A 20,353-nucleotide genomic window follows, 5' to 3' on the forward strand; every position below is an offset into this window, starting at 1 on the left:
GTATAGTATAACAAAAACTAGGCACAAGATTGTGCCTAGTTTTTTACTTTATTTGTCAAAACCAGATAGGAATGTCAAATATTCTTCTTTTGTCATAAGTGGTTGGTAATTTGCCATTAGCGTTTCTGCCGATTTCGCATCATCATAAAGTAAATCAATAATGGTACATGCCATCATTTGTGCAGGGCGGATATAAGCCATATCTTCATCAAATACAGTATAATCTTTGCCATGTAATACGCCTCTAACCGAACCAATCCAAGGATGACTTACCGGCATAATATGCGATAGATCCCCGGTATCGGTACTGCCGGTCATATGTGGTGCAATTGAAACGTTTTCTTCACCAATTAAATTTTCAGCATTTTGTTTAAGAAAATCATTAAGTGTTGGGTTGTTATTTAACGGTAGATAACCAGGAAGATCTTTAATTTCACAAGTGGCACCGACTGCCATTGCGCCAGCTTTTAGTGCTTGATTAATTCTTTCGTTAGCATCAATCATGGCAGGAACATTGCCCGCCCGCACATAACTTTCCATTCTGACATCGCTTGGCACCACATTTACTAAATCACCGCCTTGAGTAATAATTGGATGGAAACGAATATAATCTTTTTCTTGAAAGGTTTCACGAATAGCGTGCACACCCATCATTCCCATCATGGCGGCATTTAACGCATTTACACCAGCATGAGGCGCCGCCGCTGCATGGGAAGCTTCACCTTTATATTTAATTAATTTACCAATAAAGCCATTACTCGTGGTTGAAATTTCAATAAAACCATCTTGGCGTTCATTTGGTACACTGGTTAAATGAATTTGTAATGCCATATCAACATCATCAAAATCACCGCGTGCAATCAGCTCTGGTTTACCACCAATATATTTAATCTTACCTTCTTCTATTAATCGATTTCGATAAGTAATTTCAACATATTCTTCAGCTGGAACAGCAAATGGCACCACATCGCCTGCTAAAAATTGCATGGCACCAGAGTCAATTAATCCCATGGTGACCGCCATCATGTTGGCGATTTGCGCATTATGTCCACAGCAGTGAGCAGCGCCAGAAGTTTCATCAGCAGCAGGATGGTCAGCACAGATAATCGCATCAAGCTCACCAATAACCGCTACACTATATTTACTACCTTTACCACCTTTAAGACGACCTTTCACACCGGTTAAAGCTAATTTATTTTTAAAAGGTACACCTAATTTCTCAAAAGCATCTTCTACTTTTTTAGCAGTTTTATGTTCTTTGTAACCAAGCTCAGGTTCCGACCAAATCGCTTCAGCTATTGACTTAATATCTGCCTTTCGATTGGCAATTGCATCGCAAACTTTTTTCTTTAGTTCTTCTTTTGTCATAAATAAAATCCTTATCTAAATTTAGATAACGCCTTCCCAGTGTAGTGTGACTTGCGCAATTATAGCAGCAAAAATAAATGTACCAGAAAAAACAGCTAGAGATACAGGAATAATGCGCCAAGAGATATTTTTAAATAACGCAAGATCTTTACCGATAGCTAATCCTGCATAAGCGAGTATAGGCGTACAAACTGCCAGTAATGACACTTGATCAGTAATAGCAACAACTTCTTTATGATAAGGGAATATCGGTGCTGACACGATAGCGGCAATCACTGATACCCATAAAATCACCGGCAATTTATTAAATCCGGGTAACTTACTTATTAGGAATCCTACAATAGAGATAATAACTAATACGGCTAATGCCTCAAGCGATGAAATAAAATCAATGTGATATCCCACGGTGTTACCGGCAGCCATAATAATAGCGACTAAAATAAACACAAAAATTGTTTCGAAAATCTTCATTATGGCATCCTTATTTCTTGCGTCGAAAACGGTCTAAAGTGTTATACATAAAAGAAGCGAAAGGCAAAGAAAATAGTGTGTAAATATACATGCCAAGCATTCCGGACATTAAATTCGCGGTGGTTGCATAAGCATTAATGTTTTCTGATAATTCAGGATATAATGCACTTATCGGTGCAAGCGAGGCCGCCATCATGCTTCCACTACCCACGCCAGCTCCCATTGCTAGTGCATATGGGTGAAGAATGTTCAATTGTGCTATTAAGCTAGCAAGGATACTCATCCAAATTGCACCATAAAGGGTACCGCAGATATACATAGCCATAACGCCACGACCTTCAGGTGAATCAAGTCCATATTTATCTGCAACAATAGCAATATTAGGTTCGCGGGCAACAGAGTAAGTTGCGCCAACAGCTTCTCGTTTCATACCTAATAACATTGCTAACGGAAGCCCAAGTAAAATGGTTCCGGCAAAATGGCCTAATTCTTGAAAAATTAAGGCTAGCTTGGCATCTTTTAAAATCATATCAATTTTGGGGCCTACAGCTAAACCAAGTTTTGCAACGAGTAGAATCAATGTAACCATCATTACTAGACTTGCATTTTGCATATTTTTGTTGGTTAATATTTTTAGTTTAGGTAAGCTAATGATGCCACCAAAAATCATTGCATATAACATGGGAAAAACGGCAATAATCCATATAAATTGTTTGCCGATAAGCTCACAAATAATTACTACCAAAAAGGCAATTAAATGCAATTTATAGTCTTTTAAAACTTCCATTCTTGCTCCTTCTTATTTTTATCTTTTTTCTCTACATTTCTTACACTACACTTTTGATACTATACTTTTTATACTACAGTTGCCCCTAAGGTATTTTGAAAGTGTTTTAAAGCCCATTGATGACCAATAGGATCAAAGCTTGCAACTGCATTTTGATGAATAACTATTTTATAACCTAAGTTATAGGCATCTACGGCTGTATGTAAAATGCAAATATCCGTACAAACACCAATTAAATGGATTTGAGTAATATCTCTTTCGCGTAAGCGTAGATCGAGATCCGTACCACAAAATGCTGAATAGTGGCGTTTATTGATCCAATAAATATTATCTGAATTCTGATGTTTCTGATAAAGATGATGTAAATTACCAAATAATTGTTGGCCAACACTTCCAACAATATTGTGAGGGGGAAATAGCGAATTTTCCGGATGGTATTTATCTGAAGGGTTATGGGCATCAATAGCAAAAACGATGAACTGATTATTTTCAATAAATGATTGAGTTATATTTAGGATTTCTGATTCAATTTTTTGACCTACAGAGCCAGTTGTTAATGCACCATCATCAGCAATGAAATCATTGGTATAATCAATTGAAATTAAAGCTTTCATATTCAATAAAATAGTAAAGAAATAATGTTAAAGCTTATTGATAAATAGCTGATATGACAAGTTATTAAATTAATCATTTTTAAAATTTATTTATAAAATAGATATTTCACTTAATTATCTTATTGAATTTAAAATGATTTATAAATAAACCTATAAAGTAAAGTTATTATCATAAACCGAGTATAAATAAAATAAATAGTGATTATTTTAAAACATAGTCTTTATACCCGGATAAATTGCTCTATAATAATTATCATTTTTGGTAATTGTACACAGGATATATTTAATGAGAACAATTTATTGCGGACAATTAAACGCAAGTTATATTAATCAAGAAGTCACACTATGTGGATGGGTCAATAAACGCCGAGATTTAGGTAAAATGATTTTTATTGATATGCGTGATCGTGAAGGAATTGTGCAAGTTTTTTTTGATCCTGATTATCAACAAGCATATCAATTAGCTGGCGAGTTACGTAATGAATTTTGTATTCAAATTAAAGGAAAAGTGAGAGCTAGACCTGAGGGCCAAATTAATAAAGATATGGCAACCGGTGAGGTTGAAGTACTAGCAACTGAACTGGTGATTTTTAATCGTAGTGATGTTTTACCATTGGATTTCAACCAAAACAATAGCGAAGAACAGCGTTTAAAATACCGTTATATAGATTTACGCCGCCCAGAAATGACCTCTATCTTTAAAACTCGCGCACAAATTACCGCATTTGTTCGTTCATTTATGAATGAGCATGGTTTTTTAGATATTGAAACACCAATGTTAACCAAAGCGACGCCAGAAGGTGCGCGTGATTATCTTGTTCCAAGTCGAATTCATAACGGTGAGTTTTATGCACTTCCTCAATCTCCGCAACTGTTTAAACAGTTACTGATGATGTCTGGCTTTGATCGTTATTATCAAATTGTTAAATGTTTTCGTGATGAAGATCTTCGTGCTGATCGCCAACCTGAATTTACTCAAATTGATGTTGAGACCTCTTTTATGAGTGCTGAACAAGTGCGTGAAATTATGGAGAAAATGATTCGCGAACTTTGGTTACATGTAAAAAATATCGATTTAGGTAAGTTCCCAATATTAACTTTTGCAGAAGCAATGAGACGTTTTGGTAGTGATAAACCTGATTTACGTAATCCTCTGGAAATTATTGATGTAGCGGATCTAGTTAAAGATATCGATTTTAAAGTTCTTTCAGAACCTGCAAATGATCCAAAAGGCCGAGTAGCCTTGCTTTGCGTGCCAAACGGTGCACAACTAACTCGTAAACAACTAGATGATTATACGAAATTAACTTCAGTCTATGGCGCTAAAGGTATGGCATGGATTAAAGTTAATGAGCGTAGTAAAGGCCTTGAAGGTGTGCAAAGTACAATAGCTAAATTCTTTAATGAATCTCAAATGGAAGCATTACTCAATCGTGCTAATGCGAAAGATGGTGATATTTTATTATTTGGTGCTGATAGCTATAAAGTGGTTAGTGATGCATTAGGTGCATTACGTTTGAAAGTTGGCAAGGATTTAGGTCTCACAGATGAAAACAAATGGGCGGTACTTTGGGTCGTTGATTTCCCTATGTTTGAAGAAACCGATGAAGGTTTAAGTGCTATGCACCATCCGTTCACCTCACCAAAAGATTTCACGCCAGAGCAATTGATGAGCAATCCTGAAAATGCAGTCGCTAATGCTTATGATATGGTAATCAATGGTTATGAAGTTGGTGGTGGCTCTGTACGTATTCATCGTAGCGAAATGCAGCAAGCTGTCTTTTCAATTTTAGGCATAAATGAACATGATCAGCGTGAAAAATTTGGCTTCCTGCTTGATGCATTAAAATATGGTACGCCACCACATGCAGGTTTAGCATTTGGCTTAGATAGATTAACTATGTTATTAACAGGAACGGACAATATTCGTGATGTTATTGCCTTCCCGAAAACAACTGCTGCAACATGCTTGTTAACCGATGCACCAAGTCCGGCAAATCCAACCGCTTTAAAGGAACTTGGCATTGAAGTAACTAAAAATTAACGGTATTTATATGCAAAAATATAAGAACCCAGAGTCAGTATTAGTTGTTATTTATTGTAAACGGACTTTGCGTGTTCTTATGTTGCAACGTAAGGATGATCCTAATTTTTGGCAATCCGTCACGGGTAGTATGGAAGATAACGAATCGCCTACAGATACGGCAATTCGTGAAGTTTTTGAAGAAACTGGTATAGATATTAATGGAAAAAATCTTAAATTAATTGATGCAAAACATGTGATTGAGTTTGAAATTTTTCCTCAGTTTCGATATCGATATGCACCAGAAGTAAAGATAAATAAAGAACATTGGTTTTATTTACCTCTAAATGATGAAATAATACCTGTACTTAGTGAACATCTATCTTATCAATGGTTAACTATAAAAAATGCCGCCAATATTACTATATCGCCAAATAATTGTGAGGCTATAAGTAAAATTGATTCAATTGATGAATTTAGTTTGAGGAATCTAAAATGAAACTTAACCATTATTTTATTTTGTTATTTAGTCTATTTTTTTTCGTGTCAAGCAGTCATGCAGACATCGATATCAAAAAATGTAAAGCTAACGAAGGTGAATATGTCATTTTTGATGAATATGATTCACAAATAGCCGAAAAAATTATTGATCATCTATTACATAATCAACCAGAAAAGCGTGAAAGTAGCATCATCAAGATATTTGCTAATGAAAATAGTGATGATCGTAATTACTGGTTATCTTCATTCCAATTTGATGACCAGACACATCAATATCTTTTTTATCAGGTAGATACTGATAATTTTATTGAAATCGATCAAAATCAATTTGAAAATCTATTACCTAACATTGTTGAGTGTAATCAAAATAAACAAACGCCTATTTATAGTGAAAATTTTGATGAAGACTAATTGCGTATCGTAGGAATAATTGTCTAGAGGATTATAAGTTACCTTTAGATTTATTTAAGAAAAGGTAAATAAGTAATAGAGAGTGATAATAAATGAACTTTTCAGATTTTCGTGGATTTTTAGATTATCTTGAACAGCATGGAGAATTAAAACGTATTACTTATCCAGTTAACCCTTATCTTGAAATTACCGAAATAGCTGATAGAGTCTTACGTTCACAAGGTCCAGCATTATTATTTGAAAATCCCATAGGTTATGACATTCCTGTGCTGTGTAATCTTTTCGGTACGGCTAAACGAGTCGCTATGGCTATGGGACGAGAAGAAACCACAGAATTGCGAGAAATTGGCGAATTACTCGCTTTTTTACGAGAGCCTGAACCACCTAAAGGTATTCGACAATTTTTTAATGTTCTGCCTAAATACAAACAAGTTCTCAATATGCCGGTAAAACGTCGGTCTTCAGCACCTTGTCAGGAATTAATTTTTAAAGATGATGAGGTCGATTTAAGACAATTACCTATTATGCATTGTTGGCCAGGAGATGTTGCTCCACTATTAACTTGGGGCTTAACTATCACTATGGGGCCATATAAAGATCGTCAGAATATTGGTGTTTACCGCTTACAACTATTAGGTAAAAATAAATTAATTATGCGGTGGTTGTCGCATCGCGGTGGGGCGCTTGATTTTGCTGAATGGCAACAAGCACATCCAAATGAAAAATTTCCGGTTAGTATCGCAATTGGCGCAGATCCTGCTACTATATTAAGTGCAGTTACGCCGATACCGGATACGTTATCAGAATACGCTTTTGCAGGATTGTTACGAAACAGTCGAACAGAAGTTGTAAAGTCATTATCAAATGAATTAGAAGTGCCAGCGACAGCTGAAATTATTCTCGAAGGTTATATCGATCCCAACGAACTAGCTGCTGAAGGCCCTTATGGTGATCATACAGGTTACTATAATGAAGTTGAAAAATTTGCAGTGTTCACGGTGACTCATTTAACTAGACGCAAAGATGCAATTTATCATTCTACTTATACTGGTAGGCCACCAGATGAACCAGCAGTAATGGGATTAGCATTAAATGAAGTGTTTATTCCAATATTGCAAAAACAATTTCCTGAAATTGTTGATTTTTATCTACCGCCAGAGGGATGTTCTTATCGTATTGCTATCGTCACAATTAAAAAACAATATCCCGGACATGCTAAAAGAGTAATGATGGGTGTTTGGTCTTATTTAAGACAATTTATGTATACTAAATTTATTATTGTCTGTGATGATGATATTAATGCTAGAGATTGGAAAGATATAATATGGGCTATCACAACAAGAATGGATCCACAGCGAGATACAACCTTTGTTGATAATACGCCTATTGATTATCTAGATTTTGCTTCACCAGTTTCTGGTTTAGGATCTAAAATGGGATTGGATGCGACTAACAAATGGCCGGGTGAAACTAATCGTGAATGGGGTAAAATCATTACTAAAGATGCAAAAGTAGTTACCCATATTGATGAAATTTGGCATCAACTTGGTTTGTGACATAGTTAATTAAATGGCGATTTACTATTTACTACCATGGCTTAACTTAGCGGTTTAAATATATTGGCAATGTATAAAAAACATTAATTTTCATTTAAGTAATGAAAAAAAGTGAATTTTAAAAAACAAAACTATTCCCTTTTTAATCAATTATGTATAATTATTGTTAATATTATGGCATTTAAACAATTATGAAAAAACTTCAAATTATATTAGCGTTGATGTTATCTATCTCTTGTGGCGCAAGTGCAAGTGAAGCTAAAACACAACCCAATACCGAATTAAAAGTAAGTGATCCTAGTTCGTTAATCCCTTCTTTGCTACTTTCAGCGGAAAAGGGCGATATGCAGTCTCAATACACGTTAGCAACAATTTATAAACAGGGATTAGGTATTGAAGTTAATGATCATAGAGCTTTCTTTTGGTTCAGAAAAGCAGCCGAACAAGGATTAGATAAAGCTCAAAATAATTTAGCTTATATGTATCAAAATGGTTTAGGTACTAAAGCTGATTTATCGCAAGCATTCAAATTTTTCAAATTAGCCGCCGATCAAAATTATGCTTTAGCTAAATATAATTTAGCTTTGATGTATAAAAATGGTGAAGGTGTAAAAAAAAATACGCCAACTGCGATTAACTATTTTACCCAAGCTGGTGATCAAGGTATTTATGATGCTTATTTAAATCTTGGCATAATGTACTTTTTTGGGGATGGCGTAGAAAAAGATCGCATGGTAGCGGCTGATTGGTTTAGTAAAGCTGCGAGAGATAATAACCCCGAGGCACAATATTATCTTGGATTGATGTCCCAAGAAGGTGATGGTTTAACACAAGATAGTGTTGCAGCTGTTTATTTTTACACTCAAGCTGCAGAACGTGGCTATGTGCTAGCAATGTATAATTTAGGCATTATGTATGCAACGGGTACAGGAACAAAACCAGATAATTCTCAAGCTGCCTATTGGTTTAATAAAGCAGCAGAAGGTGGTAATGCTGATGCTCAATATAACATAGCGGTTATGTATGATGTTGGTGGTGGTGTACCTAAAGATATAGCAAAAGCAATAGAATGGTATACCAAAGCTGCTAAACAAGGAAATGTTGATGCTCAATATAATCTCGCGGTTAAATATCTTGAAGGCGAAGGCGTTAAACAAAATAATAACCTAGCGACTTATTGGTTTATACAAGCCAGCAAGCAAGGTGATGAGGATGCGCAGGCCTATTTAGAAGAACTTTCTCAACAAAATAAAAAGGGCAAATAAGCCCTTTTTTAATTATCCTGAATTTCGCATTCCTGCCGCAATACCAGAGATGGTTATCATTAATCCTTGTTCAACTATGGTATTTTCATCATCATCAGTATTTTGACGCGAACGACTTAATAATTCTGCTTGTAATAAATTCAGCGGTTCAATATAAGTATTTCGTAAAGCTACTGATTCAGCAATCCAAGGTAGGTCTGCCATTAAGCTAATATCATCAGTAATAGTTAGTACTGTATTTATATCATTAGTTAATAAGTTTCGTAATTCCTCACCTAATGGCCATAATGTTGGAGAAACCAATCTTTGTTCATAGTATTCATGAATATTGGGCGCCGCTTTAGCGTAAACCATTTCTAACATTCCTAAACGAGCATTAAAAAATGGCCAATTATGATACATATCTCTAAGTTGCTCTTTTTTTCCTTCGTTGATAACTAGTCTAAGAGCACTTCCAGCCCCAAGCCATGATGGAACCATTAAGCGATTTTGTGTCCAAGCAAAAATCCATGGTATTGCTCGTAAACTCTCTATTCCGCCACCGGTTCGACGTTTTTGCGGTCGGGAGCCTAATGGAAGTCTGCCAAGTTCGGTTTCTGGGGTGACGGCGCGAAAATAATCAACGAATTCAGCCTTTTCTCTAATATAACTACGATAACATTGGCATGAATAATCAGACATCTCATCCATAATATCTCGCCAAACCTGTTTAGGTTCTGGAGGTGGTAATAAATTGGCTTGTAAAATAGCTGATGCGTAAAGCATCAAACTACTCAGTGCAACTTCTGGTAACCCGAGTTTGAATCGAATCATTTCACCTTGTTCTGTAACACGTAACCCTCCTTTTAATGATCCAGGTGGTTGTGATAGTAAAGCTGCGTGAGCTGGTGCGCCACCACGTCCAATTGAACCACCGCGACCATGGAATAACACCAAGTTAATATTATATTGTTCAAACAAATTAACTAATTCTTCTTGTGAACGATACTGTGCCCAAGATGCAGCAAGGGTTCCGGCGTCTTTTGCTGAATCCGAATAACCAATCATGACCATCTGTTTGCCATTAATTTTTTCTCGATACCAAGGAATATCTAAAAGTTTTTGCATAACAGATTTCGCATTATTTAAATCTTCTAAAGTTTCAAATAAAGGCACGACCGGAATATTTTTTTGACAATCAACAATTTTTAGAAGTAAGTATACCGCTAAAATATCAGAAGGCGCTTTTGCCATCGAAATCACATAAGAAGCAATCGATTCCTCACCGGCTTTTTTGATTACGCGGCAGGTATCTAGGACCTCTTGAACCATTTCATCAGGTTGCCAATTGTAGGGTAGTAGTGGTCGATTAGATTGTAATTCAGTCAATAAAAACTGTTGTTTTTCTTCTTCTGACCATGCAGCATAACTACCTAAATTAAGTTCCTTGGTTAAGGCATCTAATGCTTCAGTATGAACCGAACTATCTTGACGGATATCTAATCTAACTAACTGCAATCCAAAACTTTTAATACGTCTTAATGTATCTAATAACGGCCCATGAGCAATAGTTGACATTCCATTCTCAATTAACGATTCATAACAAGTATAGAGTGGTGTCCATAATTGTTCATTTTTTATTAAAAGATCGTTAGGCGCTAAAACTTGTTCATTATTCAACAGTGCCACTATATAGCTATGAGTTTTGGTCAAACGAGAGCGTAACTGTTTCATTACCGCTCGATAAGGCTCAGATGCGGCTTTATTTTGTTCATCTAATAAATCAATAACTGATTGACTACACTCTGTCATTGATAATTCGCGAACTAAGATTTGAATATCAGCTAAAAATAGCTCTATTGCTTTTAACCTAGCTTGCAACATCACTCTTGCGGTAACTTTTGCCGTTACATTAGGGTTACCATCGCGATCTCCACCCATCCATGAGGTAAATTTAACCGGAACATGTTCAACGGAGAGTTCTTCATTAAACGCATCGACTAATTGATCATTAAATTCGCGTAAGAATAATGGTACACCTTCCCATAAACTATCTTCAATTACCGAGAACCCCCACTTGGCTTCATCAAGAGGAGTAGGACGTTTTTTACGAATTTCATCGGTGTACCATGCCTGGCAAACAAGTTGTTTTAATCGACGCATAATTCGCTCTTTTTCATAATCAGCTAAATCATTATGGTCAAGTTGTGATAAACAACTATTAATTGCGGTGTAAGTATTAATCATCGTACGGCGATTAATTTCTGTTGGATGCGCAGTGAGCACTAACTCAATAGATAAATTATCAATCGCTTGTTTAATTGTTTGAGGCGCGAAATTTAAACTTTTAAGGGATTTAAATAGTTCGGTCATCTTTTTCGGGCTACTAGATGCCTCGCCATGTGGAGAAATGCCATAATACTCGGCAGCAGTATTAACTAAATTTAAAAACTGATTAAACGCACGTGCAACATGAAGTAAATCTTGGTTATTAAGATTTTCAATTAACTTAAGTAATTCATTATGCGCTTGCTTATTTCCTTGTTGCGCGGATTTGGATAATTGACGGATTTTTTCGACTAAATCGAATGTTTCATTACCTGTTGCGCGTTTAATCGCATCGCCCAATAGGGTTCCTAACATATTGACGTTGCTTCGCATGGATGAGTATTGATTATTCATTCTATTCTCTACTTGTTAATATTTTGCCTAAGTGCCTTTAAGCTGCTTGCCTCAAAATGACAATTTAAAGAAGAAGGTATAAATATAGGTTAATTGCACAGGATATATACTTTATAACAATGTTGTATTGAATTTAAATAATAAAATTTTATAGTTTTTTTAATTTCTACTGTTTTTATTATATTGGCTAAAGATGCGACTCTGGTTACTATACAAAGTTAATAATTCATTTAGAGATAATTTTTTGTATTAACACAACGTTAGTAAACTGTATATTATCGGCGATTGGGTATATACTAGTAAAATATGAAATAAATATTGGATTATTTAATGATCGTTGTTTTTTATATTGCATCGATAATTGCTGTTGTTGCTAGTATAATAGTGATTTTTTGTAGACGAGTAGAAAAGGCAATTTTATATCTTGCTATTTCACTCTTTGCATCAGCATTGATATTTATTCTACTTAAAACTTATATTTCAGCTGTTTTGTATATCCTCTTTTTTATATGTGGTGTAATACTTCTTTTTTTAGCGGTCTCTATTTTGCTAAAAATTCATAAAGACAGTGTTGAAACCAATAAACATGGTATTAGTCCTAAAATTTGGTTGGGGCCACTAGTCTTAGCGTTTATATTATTAGTTATTCTTATTTATGGTGTAGTGGGTACTGACTATTCGCAATTTAAGCAATCACATGAATTAATGCACCAAATGTCGATATATGCTTATATTTTGATGATTGAGTTAGCGGCATTTTTATTATTAGGTGCTGCAGTTATAGCTTATTATTTTATACATCGAATGTTTTCGGAGAAATAACGTGATACCACTTATGTATGGACTAATTGTTGCTTCTATCTTGTTTGTTATCGGACTTCTAGGGGTAATGATTAGACGAAATCTCTATTTTTTATTGTTAAGTCTTGTCATCATGAATAACGGTGCAATAACGGCTCTTTTTGTCGCGAGTAGTTATTGGCAACAATCTGATGGAGAAGTCCTTGCTATCTTAGCGGTAACTACCGTTTTAGCTCAAATAGTTGTTGGACTCACTTTACTTGTCAAATTAATTTATCGCCGTAAAAACTTTAATATTGATTCATTGAGTGAAATGAAAGGATGAATTTACTTTATTTAACTATCATTGTTCCATTGCTATCTTTTCTGATATTGGTTTGTTTTGGACGACAAATACGATCGATTAATGTTATGTTAATCGGAATTTGTACTATCTTTGTTATCGGTTTAATAACCATATTTTCTTGTGTTGATTTTATTACCAACACCGTTCCTGATATGACTCTGGTTTATACGAGAAATTTATGGACTTGGTTTTCTGTCGGGGATTTAGAAGTTCCGTTTTCCTTAACTTTGGACGGTTTATCGTTAACATTTTTAGTGTTGATTTCTTTCTTTGGATTATTGATTTATTTTTTTGCTGCTTGTTATTTAAAATCAAAGGAAGATATTTATAATTTTTATGCCTATAGTAACTTACTGATAACCAGCATGTTAACTGTTGTGTTGGTTGATAATTTATTTGTGATGTTGCTTGGTTGGGAAGGTGTGAGTATAAGTACTTACTTACTTATTGGTATCTACTATAAACAAGCGCGTAATAGTTATGCTGCGGTTAAAGCATTTGTTATGATGCATTTAACCGATATTTTTCTAATCATTGGTATATTTTTACTTTATCAAACTTTAGAAACCTTAAAAATCAGCACTTTGTTAATCAAAGCGCAAAATGATTTGGCTATCGATTCAGATATTATCTTTTGGATCACCATTATGTTGTTCCTCGGTGCCATGAGTAAATCAGCGCTTTTTCCTATGCATACTTGGTTTACAGAAACAACATTAGCGCCAATGCCAGCTGTTGCACTATTACAATCTTCGACGGTTATTTTGGCTGGAGTTTATCTCGTTTTAAGACTAAGCAATCTGTTTTTGATGTCTAGCGATACCCTCTATATCATGCTTTTATTCGCTTCATTAACTGTCATATTTGCTAGTAGTATTGCTTTAGTTCAAAATGATATAAAACGAATTGTAACTTATATCAATTTAACTCAAATTAGTTATCTATTTTATGCTTTTTCAACGCAAAACTGGAGTTTGTCATTAAACTGTTTGATAAATTATTCAGTAACCAGTACATTGTTGATCCTTGCTACGGCAATTTTAGTAAAACAATGTCGCGGCGAACGTGATATCAGCAAACTTGGTGGCTTATTAAAATCTAACCCGGTATTGTATATTATCTTTTTAATTATAATGCTTTCTTTGAGTGCTTTCCCTTTGATTTCTTCATCATTTTATATCAAAGGTGATATTATTCTTGGGTTAATGGCACAAGGTAATTTATTGGTAGGCACCATTAGTTTATTAGGTATCTTATTATCTAGCTTAAGCATTTTGCGTTTAATCTTTTCAGTTTTCCATCATAAGCCTAATAAGAACAATCAATTTGTTAAAATTAAAAAGTTAAATTATTTACCGATTTTTATCTTAGTGATTTTTACCACCGCATTGTTTATATATTACCCTGTGCCAACTCAAGGGATTCTGCCGATTGCAGCTCTTGATACCCAAGGGCAATTACCATTTCGACTACTGTTAGCTGCGGTGACTTTATTAAGTTTAGTTATTGCTTATATTTTTTATGCATATCCTAATAGTGAAGTCCATGAAATACTTAATACTCCGATGGTGAAAAGTTTAGTAAAACTCTGTAAAAGCAATTGGCGGTTTGATTTTATCTTAAATAATATTTTTGTAAAACCGTATATCTATTTAGCTAATTGGTTGAAAAAAGATCCATTTGCCATATGGGATAATTGGGTAATGTGGGGAATCAAGAAAATAAACTCATATATTGTTAGTCTAGAAAATGGACAAATAAGATGGTATCTGGTTTCGATGGTTATAGGTAGCATTATTATATTAATGTTATTAATTTTTATTTAATAAAGGTGTGAACTTTCATGTTGTTATGGCTTGTCTTCTTACCTGTAATTGGTGGATTCATTGGTTGGCTATGTAATGTATTCTTACAAAGAAATATAGCTGCAACTAATGGGCAATTGCGTTGGCAATGTTTACCAATGATGGTTGCTTTCACGACTATATTAATCACATTAATTTTAGCAATAATTTTATGGATAAATGCAATCAATATAGAACCAAATTCAAGTTGGAATAAAGAAGTCAATATTGACTGGATTCCATTACTTGGGATTCATTTTCATCTGGTTTTAGATGGCTTATCATTAGTAGTGATTACTGTAACACTATTTATTGTACTGTTAGTTATTGTTAATTCCAGTAAAGAAAACCTCAGTAATGTTGGATTATTTTATTTATGTATATCATTTATGACATCCGCCATTATGATGTTATTTGTTATTACTGATCTCTTTTTAATGTTTTTCTTTTGGGAAGCGGTAGCCATTCCAATTTATTTCTTAATCTCTTTGTGGGGAAGGCGAGATTTAAATTCTCAATTACGCTTCAATGGAGCTAATAAATTTTTAATATATACCCAAATAAGTAGCTTATTAATGCTTATATCCATTGTTTCATTGGCATTAATCAATTGGAATTTGACTGCCCAATGGACTTTTGATTATCAAATTTTAACTAAGACACCAATTTCAACTAATACCGAATTTTTATTAATGTTAGGATTTTTAGCGGCTTTTATTATACGTATTCCGTTAGTTCCATTTCATAATTGGTTTATTGAGGCGCATATTGAATCCTCAACAAGTGGTTCTATAATGATAAGTGGTTTATTACTCAATACTGCTACATTTGGTTTATTGCGTTTTGTAATACCACTTTTCCCGAACGCATCTTTAGCCATTATGCCGGTTATTTCAACAGTGGCGATGTTTACTGTTTTTTATGCTGCCCTACTCGCATTCAATCAAACTGATATTAAAAAATTAATAGCTTATATTCATATCGCTTTAATGGGATTTGTTACTGCAATTATCTATAGTGGAACAGTGATAGCGTTTCAAGGTGTTGTTATTCAAATGATAGCGATAACTTTAGCGATTGTAGGCATGTTCATGATAAGTGGACTATTGGTTGAATGTTACTTAACCCGAAATATCAACCAATTTATTGGATTAAAAGAAAAAGTAAGATATTTGTCTTCTTTTACTCTATTTTTTATGTTGGCTGTGTTAGGCATACCAGGTACAGCTAATTTTGTCGGTAATTATATGATGTTATTAGGTAGTTATACCTCATATCCTTATTATACAGTATTACTAGTAATCGGCTTGTTATTACTATCAATTTCTTTAATTATGCGCATGCAACCTATTTTTTATGGGGCGGTGGATAACGGTGAAGTGGCCAAACAGTTTATAAGTAAAAAAGATATTCTGTTATTATCAAGTGTATTGATTGTCCTTATCTTTATCGGATTATATCCTAAAGTGGTGTTAGATGTTTCTTATTCTACCGTCAACCAAACAATACAATATATAACAGCAGAACGAGTGGGAGAGTAATAATTTATGATCGCTTTATTGCCAATATTCATATTGAGCTTTGCCATAATTGTTTTGCTCATAGCGCTGTTTGTTTATAAATTAGAAACAAAAAAATGTGCTATTTTAGCAACATCAGGTTTAATCTGTGCGTTAATTAGTTCTTCTATTTTAGGAATTTTAATTTCCTATAATACCCCAGCAATAACCGATATTAGCAGCGACAATATGCAAATATCAGTGGCTACGCCACAAGATACTTCTACGCAGGATACTTCATCACAAGGTACTACAACGCAAGAAACAACATCACAAGATTCAACTGATACTGATTTATCAACTGAACAGACCATAGCTGTTGATGCAGTACCAACGGAACAAGAAACTTCGTCTGCTCAAAATGAGCAAATTTCAGAGCCAATTGATCAAGAAAGTGATGATTTTGTTGGTCCTCCTCAAAATATTGATGATAACCCACAAGTTGATGATACGCAAAGCAAGTGGCGCGCTCATCAAATTACCGCACTATTTACTTGTGATGGCTATGGATTACTGTATACCAGCTTAATTTTAATTATTGCAATTGTGGTTGCATCGTTGGCTTATCAATGGTTTATTCAGGAAAAGGTTGAACATGGTTTATTTTATGTGATTTTACTGTTTATGGCATTAGGTGGTATAACCCTAGTTTATGCTAGCCATTTAATGTCATTCTGTCTTGGTGTTGAAATGCTTTCGATTCCATTTGTAGGATTGATCGGTTATCAGTATATGCAAACTCATGCATTAGAAGCGGCCATCAAATATATGATTTTATCAGCAATCGCTAGTTCGTTTTTATTAATGGGGATTGCTTTTTATTATGCAGCTACCGGTGAACTGACATTTAGTGGCTTAAGTTATCAACTATCAACAATGTCTTATCCAAGCATATTATTACTAATTGGAATTTGTTTAATATTAGTTGGAATTGGATTCAAACTTTCATTGGTACCTTTTCAACTTTGGCTACCTGATGTTTATCAAGGGGCGCCGACCGTTGTGGCACTATTATTGTCAACAGTAGGGAAGGTAGCACTATTTTGTGCTATGGCAAGGTTGTTTTTACTTGCGCCGATTGTCAATAATGAAACAATTCGTATCATTCTGGTTAGTATGGCATTTTGTTCAATACTATGGGGAAATTTATCCGCTTTAATGCAGCGTAGCTTAAAACGGTTGTTAGCTTACTCTTCTATCGCTCATTTTGGTTATTTATTGATTGCTTTAATTGCTGTGCAATATCAAGTACTTGCTTTAGAAACTATTGGTGTTTATCTAATTGGATACATTCTTGCCAACATCTGTATTTTGGGGGTTATTAGTTTAGAATCACATTCCAATGAGTTACAAGATCATGAAAATGAAATTGATCTTTCTGGCTTATTTTGGCGTCGGCCTGTTCTTGCATTAACCATGGGGATCGGTTTTCTCTCTTTAGCTGGCGTTCCACTTACCGCAGGGTTTGTTGGGCGTTTCCTTTTAATCTTATTGGGGGTGACAGCTGAATTATGGTGGTTAATTGCGGCTGTGGTTATCGGTAGTACAATAGGACTATATTTTTATGCAAGGCTTATTCTCAATCTGTATATCAGGCCAACTCATGATGAACAGTCAAATTATAATTCAAATAACCGATTAAAATGGCAAGATATAACAGTGAGTGAATCGCTGATTGTTCTTGCGGCAGTTTTAACTATTGTATGTGGTGTTTATCCTAAATGGTTATTTAACTTAGTTAGTATGGCTCAATATTTAACGACTTAATTGTTTTTGGGCTTTATCGTGATTGATCTAAACGATATTGGCAAGAAATAGTTAATAATCGATTTATTTATTGTGTTATAATTTTACACTTTGATATTTTTATAAAAAATTAAGAGGACCAATATGGACTTTTTTATTTCTAATGCATACGCAGCAGATGGCGCAGCAGCTGAAGCAAACCCTTATTTCTTACCTATAATGTTAGTTGTATTTGGGTTATTTTTCTATTTTATGATTATGCGCCCGCAACAAAAACGCGCTAAAGCTCATCGAGAGTTAATGGCTGCTATTTCAAAAGGTGACGAAGTATTAACTAATGGCGGACTGATTGGTCGTGTAGCAAAAGTTAATGAAAATGGTTATATTGTGTTAGAGTTAAATGATACAACCGAAGTGGTTATCAAACGTGACTTTATCACATCAGTTTTACCAAAAGGAACAATGAAGTCTCTATAATAAATTTTTTATTATAGATCATTGTATTAATTATCTAATCCCACAAGAGAATATGTCGTGCTAAATCGCTATCCTTTGTGGAAGTACATTATGTTGGTCGTCGTGATCTGCGTCGGCCTACTTTATGCCCTTCCAAATATTTATGGTGAAGATCCCGCTATACAAATTTCAGGTTCAAACAGTACCGAAATTGATGTTGCTACGCAAGATAAAGTCAAACAGCTTTTGGTAAACAATCAAATTGAACCTAAATCGCTTGTTTATGAAAATAAATCTATTTTAATTCGATTAAGTGATAATGATACACAGCTTAAAGCTAAAGAGTTAATATCACAAGAATTAGGTGAAGATTATACTGTTGCACTAAATCTAGCACCGGCAACACCATCATGGTTAACTATGATTGGTGCCGAACCAATGAAATTGGGGCTCGATTTGCGCGGTGGTGTTCACTTCTTAATGGAAGTGGATATGACGACTGCATTAAGTAAATTAACAGAACAGTCGATTGAAAATTTAAAAGCAGAGTTTAATAAAAATAATCTTAATTACAAAACACTTAGCAAAAATGCAAATCAACAAATAACAATGCAATTTGATAATGTTGAAGATCGTAATAAAGCTATTACTAAAATCAATGGATTACAAGATTATGAATTGACATCTCAAAATGATAACAGCATTGTCATTAGTGTTAGTCAACAGCGATTACAACAAACAAAAAGCGATGCAGTACAACAAAATACCACAATTTTACGTAATCGTGTTAATCAGCTAGGCGTCGCGGAACCTATTGTTCAACGCCAAGGTTCTGATCGAATTGTCGTTGAGTTACCGGGTATCCAAGATACCGCATTAGCTAAACGTATTTTAGGGGCAACAGCAACCCTCGAATTCAGACAAGTTAATGATGACAGTTCAATTAACTTAGCTGCAATTATAAATGGCAATATGCGTGTTCCGTATGGTTCTGAACTAAAGTATATGGAAAACGGCCGCCCAGTTTTACTTTATAAACGTGTAGTATTAACGGGTGATCATATTACCGACTCATCATTTAGAGTAAATGAATATAGCCAACCAGAAGTGTCGATTACACTTGATAGTGCTGGTGGTAAAACCATGCTTGATTTTACCCAGAAAAATCTGAAAAAAGCCATGGCAACACTTTTTGTTGAGTATAAAGATACCGGAAAACGTGATGAAAATGATAAACCTATTCTTGAAAAACAAGAGAGAGTAATTAACGTTGCAACCATCCAAGGTATTTTTAGTGATCGATTCCAAGTAACTGGTATAAGTAGTATTGATGAAGCTAGAAATTTATCTTTATTACTAAGAGCCGGCGCGTTGATTGCGCCAATTCAAATAATTGAAGAGCGTACAGTCGGCCCTTCAATGGGACAAGAAAATATCACTCAAGGTTTAGAATCTTGTGTATGGGGATTATTAATTTCTGTCATCTTTATGTTGGTGGTATATCGTCTATTTGGTGTATTTGCTAGTCTTGCATTAGTCGCAAACTTAATTTTAATTGTTGGCGCTATGTCATTATTGCCAGGTGCAACATTAAGTATGCCAGGTATTGCTGGTATAGTTCTAACCGTGGGTATGGCGGTAGATGCTAATGTACTAATTAATGAGCGGATAAAAGAAGAGCTAAGTAATGGGCGAGGCGTCCAACATGCAATTAACGAAGGTTATGCGGGTGCTTGGAGTAGTATTTTTGATGCCAACATTACCACATTAATCACTGCAGTAATTCTTTATGCAGTAGGTACAGGCTCAATTAAAGGTTTTGCTATTACCTTAGGTATCGGTATTGTAACATCGATGTTTACCTCGATCGTAGGAACTCGAGCATTGGCCAATCTTATTTATGGTGGTCGTCGCGTCAATAAGTTATCAATTTAGAGGTTTATT

17 protein-coding genes are annotated in these 20,353 nt (G+C 34.6%); 12 read left to right on the top strand and 5 right to left on the bottom strand.

What is annotated here, in order from left to right; all coding sequences use genetic code 11:
• Positions 1-48 precede the first annotated feature (48 nt).
• The 4 genes from DKK70_RS02110 to DKK70_RS02125 form a co-directional block, all read right to left on the bottom strand.
• Positions 49-1,368: an amidohydrolase gene (locus DKK70_RS02110; RefSeq protein WP_110432534.1), complete on the bottom strand. Its 1,320-nt coding sequence runs from the start codon at positions 1,366-1,368 to the stop codon at positions 49-51.
• 21 nt (positions 1,369-1,389) lie between these two features.
• Positions 1,390-1,839 carry a hypothetical protein gene (locus DKK70_RS02115; RefSeq protein ID WP_110432535.1) on the bottom strand — a complete coding sequence of 150 codons (450 nt, stop codon included), beginning with the start codon at positions 1,837-1,839 and terminating at the stop codon, positions 1,390-1,392.
• Between the two features lie 10 nt (positions 1,840-1,849).
• Positions 1,850-2,626, bottom strand: a complete 777-nt coding sequence (locus tag DKK70_RS02120) for a DUF3100 domain-containing protein (RefSeq protein WP_034883447.1) — start codon at positions 2,624-2,626, stop codon at positions 1,850-1,852.
• A 68-nt stretch (positions 2,627-2,694) separates the two neighbouring features.
• The gene (locus DKK70_RS02125; RefSeq protein WP_110432536.1) at positions 2,695-3,240 is read right to left on the bottom strand and encodes a cysteine hydrolase family protein; all 546 of its coding nucleotides are present in this window, start codon (positions 3,238-3,240) and stop codon (positions 2,695-2,697) included.
• Positions 3,241-3,526: 286 nt separating this feature from the next.
• On the opposite strand from DKK70_RS02125, the gene aspS reads away from it, so the two are divergent.
• From aspS to DKK70_RS02150, 5 genes are all read left to right on the top strand, one after another.
• On the top strand, positions 3,527-5,284 hold the full coding sequence (gene aspS / locus DKK70_RS02130; RefSeq protein ID WP_110432537.1) for an aspartate--tRNA ligase: 1,758 nt from the start codon (positions 3,527-3,529) through the stop codon (positions 5,282-5,284).
• 10 nt (positions 5,285-5,294) lie between these two features.
• Positions 5,295-5,762 carry a dihydroneopterin triphosphate diphosphatase gene (gene nudB, locus DKK70_RS02135; protein ID WP_110432538.1) on the top strand — a complete coding sequence of 156 codons (468 nt, stop codon included), beginning with the start codon at positions 5,295-5,297 and terminating at the stop codon, positions 5,760-5,762.
• Entirely contained in the window at positions 5,759-6,175 is a 417-nt protein-coding gene (locus DKK70_RS02140; protein ID WP_110432539.1) for a hypothetical protein, read from the top strand. The genes nudB and DKK70_RS02140 overlap by 4 nt, the downstream gene beginning before the upstream one ends.
• Positions 6,176-6,267: 92 nt before the next feature.
• Positions 6,268-7,731, top strand: coding sequence for a 4-hydroxy-3-polyprenylbenzoate decarboxylase (ubiD, locus tag DKK70_RS02145; RefSeq protein WP_110432540.1), 1,464 nt, complete (start codon positions 6,268-6,270; stop codon positions 7,729-7,731).
• Between the two features lie 191 nt (positions 7,732-7,922).
• On the top strand, positions 7,923-8,996 hold the full coding sequence (locus tag DKK70_RS02150) for an SEL1-like repeat protein (protein WP_110432541.1): 1,074 nt from the start codon (positions 7,923-7,925) through the stop codon (positions 8,994-8,996).
• A gap of 12 nt (positions 8,997-9,008) precedes the next feature.
• On the opposite strand, the gene ppc is transcribed toward DKK70_RS02150, so the two are convergent.
• On the bottom strand, positions 9,009-11,657 hold the full coding sequence (ppc, locus tag DKK70_RS02155; protein WP_110432542.1) for a phosphoenolpyruvate carboxylase: 2,649 nt from the start codon (positions 11,655-11,657) through the stop codon (positions 9,009-9,011).
• 330 nt (positions 11,658-11,987) lie between these two features.
• On the opposite strand from ppc, the gene DKK70_RS02160 reads away from it, so the two are divergent.
• From DKK70_RS02160 to secD, 7 genes are all read left to right on the top strand, one after another.
• Complete coding sequence (locus DKK70_RS02160; RefSeq protein ID WP_110432543.1) at positions 11,988-12,479, top strand: NADH-quinone oxidoreductase subunit J family protein; 492 nt, start codon at positions 11,988-11,990, stop codon at positions 12,477-12,479.
• A 1-nt stretch (position 12,480) separates the two neighbouring features.
• Positions 12,481-12,783 carry an NADH-quinone oxidoreductase subunit NuoK gene (gene nuoK / locus DKK70_RS02165; protein ID WP_034883433.1) on the top strand — a complete coding sequence of 101 codons (303 nt, stop codon included), beginning with the start codon at positions 12,481-12,483 and terminating at the stop codon, positions 12,781-12,783.
• On the top strand, positions 12,780-14,630 hold the full coding sequence (locus DKK70_RS02170; protein ID WP_110432544.1) for an NADH-quinone oxidoreductase subunit 5 family protein: 1,851 nt from the start codon (positions 12,780-12,782) through the stop codon (positions 14,628-14,630). Before nuoK ends, DKK70_RS02170 begins: the two co-directional genes overlap by 4 nt.
• Positions 14,631-14,647: 17 nt before the next feature.
• Positions 14,648-16,189, top strand: a complete 1,542-nt coding sequence (locus tag DKK70_RS02175) for a complex I subunit 4 family protein (protein WP_110432545.1) — start codon at positions 14,648-14,650, stop codon at positions 16,187-16,189.
• A 6-nt stretch (positions 16,190-16,195) separates the two neighbouring features.
• Positions 16,196-17,974, top strand: coding sequence for an NADH-quinone oxidoreductase subunit N (locus DKK70_RS02180; protein ID WP_110432546.1), 1,779 nt, complete (start codon positions 16,196-16,198; stop codon positions 17,972-17,974).
• Between the two features lie 123 nt (positions 17,975-18,097).
• Entirely contained in the window at positions 18,098-18,430 is a 333-nt protein-coding gene (yajC, locus tag DKK70_RS02185; RefSeq protein WP_110432547.1) for a preprotein translocase subunit YajC, read from the top strand.
• A gap of 57 nt (positions 18,431-18,487) precedes the next feature.
• On the top strand, positions 18,488-20,344 hold the full coding sequence (secD, locus tag DKK70_RS02190; protein WP_110432548.1) for a protein translocase subunit SecD: 1,857 nt from the start codon (positions 18,488-18,490) through the stop codon (positions 20,342-20,344).
• The last annotated feature ends 9 nt before the right edge of the window (positions 20,345-20,353 follow it).

The organism is Gilliamella apicola (genome assembly GCF_003202655.1).
GTDB classification, from domain to species: Bacteria; Pseudomonadota; Gammaproteobacteria; order Enterobacterales; family Orbaceae; genus Gilliamella; species Gilliamella apicola_R.